General features: G+C 41.1%; 5 protein-coding genes. 1 reads left to right on the top strand and 4 read right to left on the bottom strand.

The window, feature by feature from the left end; translation table 11 throughout:
- Positions 1 to 56 precede the first annotated feature (56 nt).
- The 4 genes from H6G59_RS26965 to H6G59_RS26950 form a co-directional block, all read right to left on the bottom strand.
- Positions 57 to 1,103, bottom strand: coding sequence for an RNA-guided endonuclease InsQ/TnpB family protein (locus H6G59_RS26965; protein ID WP_242038994.1), 1,047 nt, complete (start codon positions 1,101 to 1,103; stop codon positions 57 to 59).
- A 131-nt stretch (positions 1,104 to 1,234) separates the two neighbouring features.
- A complete protein-coding gene (locus tag H6G59_RS26960) occupies positions 1,235 to 2,008 on the bottom strand; it encodes an MlaE family ABC transporter permease (protein WP_190721148.1) in 774 nt (257 codons plus the stop codon).
- 78 nt (positions 2,009 to 2,086) lie between these two features.
- Entirely contained in the window at positions 2,087 to 2,830 is a 744-nt protein-coding gene (gene rph, locus H6G59_RS26955) for a ribonuclease PH (RefSeq protein ID WP_190721145.1), read from the bottom strand.
- A gap of 262 nt (positions 2,831 to 3,092) precedes the next feature.
- A complete protein-coding gene (locus H6G59_RS26950) occupies positions 3,093 to 3,668 on the bottom strand; it encodes a nucleoside monophosphate kinase (protein ID WP_190721142.1) in 576 nt (191 codons plus the stop codon).
- Positions 3,669 to 4,014: 346 nt separating this feature from the next.
- Between H6G59_RS26950 and H6G59_RS26945 the strand changes: the two genes are divergently transcribed.
- Positions 4,015 to 4,551: a P-loop NTPase family protein gene (locus H6G59_RS26945; protein ID WP_190721139.1), complete on the top strand. Its 537-nt coding sequence runs from the start codon at positions 4,015 to 4,017 to the stop codon at positions 4,549 to 4,551.
- Positions 4,552 to 4,810 lie beyond the last annotated feature (259 nt).

Below are 4,810 nucleotides of genomic sequence, written 5' to 3'. Positions count from 1 at the left end.
AGTAATATTATTTATTTGTTATGTGTAAAATCATTTTTTTGTACGGTAAAGATTTTTTAGTGATGCCTGTTTTTAACTTGGCGATCGCACTTTTTTTGCCCTACCTCACAAAATCGCGTTGCTCCCGTACGACCATACCAAAGAGCTTTATATTCCAGTTGTCTGACCAATTCTCCCCACGCAGCATCACTGATGGCACGGGCAAGTTTGGGATTTTTGACCCTTACGGGTTCGCCAGTCGCTTTAAGTCGGGGAACCCGCCCAACGCGCTGGCTCACCATGTTCTTAACCGCCAAATCCTCAACCACTATCGTTTGGTTTTCACGAATCAGTCGAGTTGTCAGTTTATGCAAATGGTCTTTCCGAGAATCGGAAACTTTAGCTTGAATCCGAGCAACTTTGAGCCTAGCTTTATCTCGATTTTGAGAACCTTTTTGCTTACGACTCAAAGACTTCTGTGCCTTCCTCAACTTTTGATAGTGCGCCTCATTGGCTTTGGGGTTAGCAATCTTCTCTCCTGTACTCAGGGTGACAAGACTACTTACCCCAACATCCAGACCTACGGCACTATCAACTGGCTGCATGGTTTGGTCAGCCGGATCATTAATTCGCAAGCTGACAAACCAACGCCCAGAAGGTTCAAGCTTAACTGTGATGGTATTAGGTTCACACCCCTTGGGCAGTTGCCTAGACCATTTAATTGGCAATGGTTCAGAACACTTTGCCAGATAGACTTGTCCATTCTTCCATCGAAAAGCAGACTTGGTAAATTCTGCACTGCCCCCGCTACGTTTCTTTTTGAAGTTGGGGTATCTTGCCCTACCCGCAAAGAAGTTAGTAAAAGCTGTTTGCAGATGTCTTAACCCTTGTTGCAGTGGTACACAACTCACCTCATTCAAAAACTGAAAATCTTCGAGCTTTTTCCACTGCGTCAACATGGTGGAGGTTTGAGCGTAATCTACTCGTTCCTGCCTTTCGTACCAAGCCTCGGTTCTCGCTGCCAATGCTCGGTTAAAAACCAACCGTACACAACCAATTGTCCGGCGCAATATTTGTTCTTGCTCGGTAGTTGGGTAAAAACGGTAACGGTAGGCTTTTTCCATACTTCACATTTTACCACATTCCATGTAAAGCCGTCCTTATAGGACGGGGTTTCTACCCATTTTTCTGATGAACTGGGTTAAAAGCCTGTTTCCTTGTGCAAGATCGCTCCCTGCCTCTGCGTTGAAGAATTTCAAAGTATAGGCTGCTCAAACAGTAGCAACGCCAGTACAAAGTCCATCATAAAAATTGCTACCCAAGTAGTCACAACTGCTGTTGTAGCAGATTCTCCTACTTCTTTAGCTCCACCTTTAGTAGTTAATCCCCAACTACAGCCATTAACAGCAACTATAGCCCCAAAAATTAACCCTTTGAGCAAAACAATTAACACATCTGAAGGTAATAAAAAATCTCTGACTGACTCTAGAAACGTCTCTGGAACCACTTGATAAAATTGTAAAGCTGCAAAAGCTCCACCAGTGATACCCATTAATAAAGCGAATATCATCATTAAGGGCATCATCAAACAGCAAGCAATAACTCTTGGTAGTACAAGATAATCAATGGGATCAGTTTTGAGCATATACAGCGCGTCAATCTGTTCTGTTACACGCATTGCGCCTATTTCTGCTGCAAAAGCTGAACCGACTTGCCCAGCAATGATACTAGCGGTCAAAATTGGCGCTAATTCTCTACAAAAGGCTAAAGCAAAAGCACCGCCGACAGTCTCTACAGCACCAAATCTGACTAATTCTCTTGCCGTTTGAATGGTGAAAATCATCCCAGCAAAACCACTGACTAGCAGAACTGGTGGGAGGGAAGCTGGCCCTGCCGTCACCATATGCTCTAAAATCTTGCGGTAGTAAGTTTTTCCTTGAAGTAAATGCAGGCAGATTTGACCAAATAGGAGGACTGCGGCAAAACAGCGAACAATCCACAATTGCTCTAAATTTCTTTTTGGTTGCAACTTTACCGCCAATTAATATGGAATTTTCTTATTCAGTTAATATTCATCACAACTAAACATAGACTGGAAACATTACTTCTAATTTCTGACAAATAAGGTATCCCAGTCAGCAATTGCATTCCGTTGAGCAATTAATAATTCCTGAATGCCTTTTTCTGAAAAATCTAGCAATTGATTTAACTGGGTACGGCTAAAGCTACCTTCTTCTGCTGTTCCCTGAACTTCAATGATGCCAAGTTTGTGGTTCATGACAACGTTAAAATCTACAGTTGCTGCTACGTCTTCAATGTAGTTAAGATCCAAAAATGGCTCTGCTTGCAATAAACCTACAGAAACTGCTGCCACTTGTCCACACAAAGGCGATCGCTCTAACACTCCCTCTTGTAATAATTTAGAAATTGCTTGAGCTAAAGCCACAAAACTGCCTGTAATCGCCGTTGTCCTGGTTCCAGCATCTGCTTGTAACACATCAGCATCTACAGTCAGTGTCCGTTCTCCCAAAACATCAAAATCCAAAGCTGCTCTTAAACTGCGGCCAATTAAACGTTGAATTTCTTGCGTCCTTCCCGATAATTTCATAAATTCCCTTTCGTGCCTTTGTTGAGTGGCAGATGGTAACATCCGGTATTCAGCAGTTAACCAACCTTTACCAGTTCCTTTTAAAAACTTAGGCACTCCCTCAGTAACGCTGACAGTACAGAGTACTTGAGTATCTCCGCTTTTAGCCAAAACAGAACCGGGAGTAAAGCGAGTGAAACCGGGTAAAAAACTATGAGGGCGAAGTTCGTAGGGTTTTCGACCGTCTGGACGCTGCCAAGCCATTGGAGTTGCCTCAAAATTTGGGATGCTTTTAGATTACCGCAGGAGAATGGGGATATGGGGAGCTAAATTTGAGATTGGAGTTAAGTCGGTTGGCGTTAAAAATTGTCGTTGGGATAAGGCAGGGAGGGGGCTGATCTTGCAGGGAGCAGGGGGAAAAAGGGTTTTAGCCTTGTTTACTTTTCTTTACACAGTTTGGTTTTATTCTGCCTACCTACTTAATTAAATACAATCCAAAATCCAAAATCCAAAATCTAAAATCCCATTACCCAAGTAAAGTCAGAATATTGTGCTGTACTTGTTCTGGGGAATAGTCACCATTAATAGTTAACAGACGGCGACGACGGTCATAATATTCTAAAATAGGGACAGTGCGATCGTAGAATAACTCTACACGGCGCTGCACGATCTCTGGTTGATCATCTGGGAGCGATCGCCCTAAAGATCGGCTAACCATTACCGCCTCTGCTACTTGCAGATAAATTGCCCAATTTAGCTTCTGTTCTAAACTGTCTAACAAAAAATCTAATTCTTCAGCTTGGAAGGCTGTTCTAGGATAACCCTCTAATATCCAGCCCCGATTGACATCATCCTGGTTAAGACGAACTTTGATAAATTCAATCATGATTTCATCTGGGACTAGTTCCCCTTTTTCTACGTATGGCTGAGTGAGTCTACCTAACTCGTTCAGTGTACTGTAGCCATTACCCGATTTTTCGTTAGATATCGCTGACCGTAAAATCTCACCTGTGGAAATCAAAGGAACATCAAAATATTTGCAAAGCCTTTCAGCTTGAGTGCTTTTTCCAGAGCCTGAACCTCCTAAAATCACTAATTTCACAAAAATTACTCCTCTTGATCTCAAATTTCTAACTTTTTAACTCTTGTTTGCCAAAATCAAATGATAAATCCAAGATTTTCATGATTCTCAGTCCATCAATTCAGTGATTTAATGGATGGACACAGGCAACTAATTGTTGTTATTTTTACAACTATTTTCATCTAAAAAACAAAATCTGGATTTAAATTGCCCCTGACTTGAGAATAAATCTAGTGTTTGACTAAGAATGTCAATCGTAAAAATACACTCAATCTGTACAAAATAGATTGATCATACAGCCTAAACTTGCTATTACTATTCACAGCAAAAGCTATTTAATGTATTGTGACTTTTTAAGCTTATTTCTATGGTTGCCCAGATAGAACCCTCAAGTATCAATTCGAGTCTCAGCCTACCATATTCAGTTCAAGGACTAGTGCAAGTTTTCACTTCCTCCCAGCGTAATTTTTTTACAGCTGTTATGGCGCAAGCGCTGAGAATTGCTGGTCAAGGTACACCAGTTTTAATCGTTCAGTTTCTCAAAGGCGGTATTCGTCAAGGAGCAGACAGACCTATACAAATGGGTCAAAATTTAGATTGGTTACGCTGTGATTTACTGCGCTGCATTGATACACCACAGCTAGACGACACGGAAACCGAAGCCTTACAGCAGTTGTGGCAGTATACACAAACAGTAGTGTCTGAAGGTAAGTATTCTCTGGTTGTTTTAGATGAATTAAGCTTGGCTATTAAGTTTGGCTTAATTCCAGAAGCAGAGGTTTTAGAGTTTCTGACAAAACGCCCTCCCCATGTTGATCTTATTCTCACTGGAACGGAAATACCGACATCTATACTGGATGTAGCAGATCAAATTACAGAAATTCGCCGTAGTCATCAACCTTAAATCTGGTATTTTCGGCTAATATTACAGCTTTTCTATCTCGTAAATACTACTTCCCTGTCCTGAATAAGATTCATAAATGTGCTGATAAATTTCTAAACATTTTTGCTCATATACCTCTGTTGAGTAACTTTGAGGTAATTTATCGAGAATATCTTTAATAAGCTGTTGTGCAGCTAGATTGTATAATAGAGAATTAAGTAACTAAGCGATAGCTTCTGAGTTATGCCAGCAAAAAACCATCTGTCTAAAGAACAGAGAG

This window comes from Anabaena lutea FACHB-196, from assembly GCF_014698305.1.
GTDB classification, from domain to species: domain Bacteria; phylum Cyanobacteriota; class Cyanobacteriia; order Cyanobacteriales; family Nostocaceae; genus Anabaena; species Anabaena lutea.
Note: the sequence above shows the minus strand (reverse complement) of the source record. Positions and strands in the feature narration are given on the sequence as shown.